The organism is Paenibacillus dendritiformis (assembly GCF_015845845.1).
Classification (GTDB): domain Bacteria; phylum Bacillota; class Bacilli; order Paenibacillales; family Paenibacillaceae; genus Paenibacillus_B; species Paenibacillus_B dendritiformis_C.
Map to the genome: position 1 here is coordinate 1 of NZ_LDIG01000224.1, position 3,169 is coordinate 3,169.

Annotated in this window: 3 protein-coding genes and 1 pseudogene; 3 read left to right on the forward strand and 1 reads right to left on the reverse strand. The window is 54.7% G+C overall.

The features are described 5' to 3' along the window. Positions 1 to 223: transposase (locus ABD76_RS22485; protein WP_197259301.1), on the forward strand; the 223-nt coding region annotated here is incomplete at its 5' end. A gap of 207 nt (positions 224 to 430) precedes the next feature. On the opposite strand, the gene ABD76_RS22490 is transcribed toward ABD76_RS22485, so the two are convergent. Next, positions 431 to 655, reverse strand: coding sequence for an acetyl-CoA acetyltransferase (locus ABD76_RS22490; protein ID WP_197259302.1), 225 nt, complete (start codon positions 653 to 655; stop codon positions 431 to 433). Between the two features lie 172 nt (positions 656 to 827). Here ABD76_RS22490 and ABD76_RS22495 point away from each other — a divergent pair, with 172 nt between their 5' ends. Together ABD76_RS22495 and ABD76_RS22500 are read left to right on the forward strand one after the other, a co-directional pair. Further along, complete coding sequence (locus ABD76_RS22495; RefSeq protein WP_242069740.1) at positions 828 to 2,153, forward strand: SPOR domain-containing protein; 1,326 nt, start codon at positions 828 to 830, stop codon at positions 2,151 to 2,153. Between the two features lie 669 nt (positions 2,154 to 2,822). Beyond that, positions 2,823 to 3,169 (forward strand): annotated as a pseudogene (locus ABD76_RS22500) (group II intron reverse transcriptase/maturase); the annotation flags it as partial.

Consider the following 3,169-nt stretch of genomic DNA (forward strand, 5'->3'; position numbering starts at 1 on the left):
AAAAAGCTCACTGATGATATTCGAGAAGCATGCCGGTTTGAAGTATAAATATGGCAATCGAAAATTTTGGGCGGAGGGATACTACGTCAGCACAGTAGGCTTAAATGAAGCAACCGTTGCAAAATATATACGTGAACAAGAAGCACATGACCAAGCAATTGATAAACTGAGTGTGAAAGAGTATGAAGATCCGTTCAACAGAAACAGTAGCAAGAAGAAGTAAACCAGTTTAACTGGTAAGTGAAAGTGACAAGTTACACTGAGCCTGAACAATTTAATTGTCAGGCTAGCGTCTTTAGGCGCAGTTTGGCAACAGGGGGTTATACCCCAAGTGCAAACCACCCGTTGGACGGGTGGTTTTGATTTATAAGGATAATCAAATGAGCGGTTCGTCCGGCGGCGTCTGCCAGAGCTCTGTCTTCAGCAGGGCTTAATCCCTGTCCAATTCGATGTCCCGCACTCTGCGGTACGCGATGACAACGATGATATTCCGGCCGCGGCGGCGGATGCGCAGTCGGAAGGTCGTCAGTCCCGCCGAGATAATGACTCCTTCAATATCAAGGCCGCTGACCAGCTCGATATCGACTCTCCGTCCAATATTTCGGCGCACGAAGCGTCGTACCTGGCGAGGCGTCAACACATTGTTTATTTTCATGCTGCCCCTCCTTTCGCTGTACTACGTTATCATATGATTTGGCCGGAGGCGGTACCTCGGCGAATCTAGCAAGCGATCTGCCTTTTTTCATTTTCATAGACAGAGCAGGTTCTAATGCCTTGCAATCTATCATAGATTTCATAGTAAAGAAGAGGACAAGGTGAGGTGGAGCATGATGAATCGTTCGCACAGCAAAATGACATTCCGGTTCGGCGATTCCGGACCGGCATCCGGCCGGGAGCAGCACGAGCGGGACAGCCGGGAGCAGGCGAACCTGGAGCTGACGGTCAATGCGATAGATAGGATTGCCGAAGAGGCAGGGACGCTGCCGGACGGTCCGGGAGCGGGAGAAGCAGCGGATGCGCACGGGCAGGCGAATTCGGCAGCGGCGGGTGACCCCGCTAGCCCCGCCGGCGCAGACGAGGACGAAATACGCCGAATCGAGACCTTCCTCCGGGAATCGGACAAGGAGTCCTCCCAGCGTTATCCGCTTCCGGTCTCTATCGCCGATCCGGCGGGCGAATCGATGAGCGAGCAAGGAGAGTGGACGTGGAACGGAGTGCATACCCGTAGCCGCAAGCCGTCTCTTTGGAAGGTGATCGCTTCCGTGACCGGGGCGCTGGCGACGGGAGCGGTATTCGGCTTCATCGCCCTCTCCCTGTTCAAGGGGGAAGTGAAGCTGCCGGATCCGACGGCGGGGCTGCCTGATCTGTCCGCGCAAGCAGGGCAGACGCCTGACGGCGGGAAGCAGGGGCAGACCGCCTCGGACAAGCCGCCGGCGGATCAGGCCGCCATACCGGCCGCGGCGCAGCCGGCAGGCGGCAATGGGGACAAATCGGACGCGGCTTGGCAAGCGGCAGGCGTCTACGTTACCGACGTGAACATTCCGGAGAAGACGTTCTATATGCTTCAATATGGAGTTTTCGACAAAGCGGAAGGAGCCAAGACGGCGATAGGCGAGCTGCGGGATAAGGGAATGGCGGCGATGGAGGAGCAGGAAGGGCAGCATCGCGTCTACGCGGCTATCGCTTCCGCGCGCGAGGATGCGATGAGCTTGAGCCGGCTGCTGAAGAACCGCCAGATTGATTTGTATGTCCGGGAGATGAGCCGGCCGGCCTTAACGAAGCTGGCCTTCCAAGGGAATGCCGCCGATGTGGAGCAGTTCATCGCAGCCAGCGACAATGTCATCGGCTGGCTTATGGCGCAATCGGTTGCCCATCTGGAGGGAACCGAATCCGCGGCCTTCGCGGCGGAAGACACCGAGCGGCTGCGGGAGCGGCATCTGCAGTGGACCCAGCATATGAGCAAGGTGCAGAAGGGCCAGCCAAAGCAGTCCGCCGATGCCTGGACGAAGCTGGTACAGGCGATGAACACAGCGATTAGCGCCGTCAATGAGTATAACAAGCAGCCGTCCACCTCGCATCTGTGGAGCATTCAGCAAGCGGTGATGCAGTATCTGTCTTCGGAACGCTCCTGGCTGGATACGATGAAGGCGTAGCCTCGAGCCGTACAGCACAGCAAAAATCGAGGCGTACGGCAAAGCAAAAAGCCGGCATCAGCCGGCTTCTCAGACTGTCGACAAAGTCCTGTCGACAGTCTTTTGGTGCGCCCAGCATGGGCGCTATCTCTAGGGTTCAAGTCCCGAACGGTGAAGGCAGTAGTAGCCGTAGCTTAAGACAAGGGTGTCGACCGTGAGGTCGAATCTGAAGGAAGTCGGCGGCAAATCTCCGGTCTGAGGAACACGAACTTCATATAAGGCTAGCGCATGTTGGATGAGGTTGCCAAACAAACCAAAGTCCTTACTGCCGAAGGCATGCGAAAGTAAATGAAGCAGATAGATGGAGAGGAAGATAGCGCTCTTACCTGGGGAGATCTGTATGAACGCAGAGTAACTCTGTAAATCTGCCTGTGAAGGCAGACTGAACATACAGAAGTCAGCAGAGGTCATAGTACGACGGTTGTGACGTCAACGGTCGGAAGGACTGAACATGTTATAGGAATTGAACAACTTGGATTTCGAATGTAAGCAATGAAGGCAGACAATCTCCTGTTTTTATTCTCGGAGACCTATCTGGGGAAGTAGCGGTGAATACGCAAGGGTATCCAGAAGGGCTGAGCTTACAGCGGCATGAACAGAAGAACAATTCACGCGAGGAGTATGTCACGAATGATGGAGTTGCTGTTGTCACGGGAAAACTTGCTAACTGCACTGAAACGTGTGGAGGAGAACAAAGGAAGCCACGGCGTAGACGGAATGGCCGTAAAAGAGTTACGAGCCCACATCCTGCAAAACTGGCAAGAAATCCGTCACCGCTTGAAAGAGGGAACCTATGAGCCAAGTCCAGTCCGTCGGGTCGAAATCCCGAAACCGAACGGGGGAGTTCGGCTATTAGGCATACCAACCGTGACAGACCGATTCATTCAACAAGCAATAACGCAAGTATTGACACCGGTGTTTGACCCTGCATTTTCCGAACATAGCTATGGGTTTCGTCCGCGCAGACGAGGCCATGA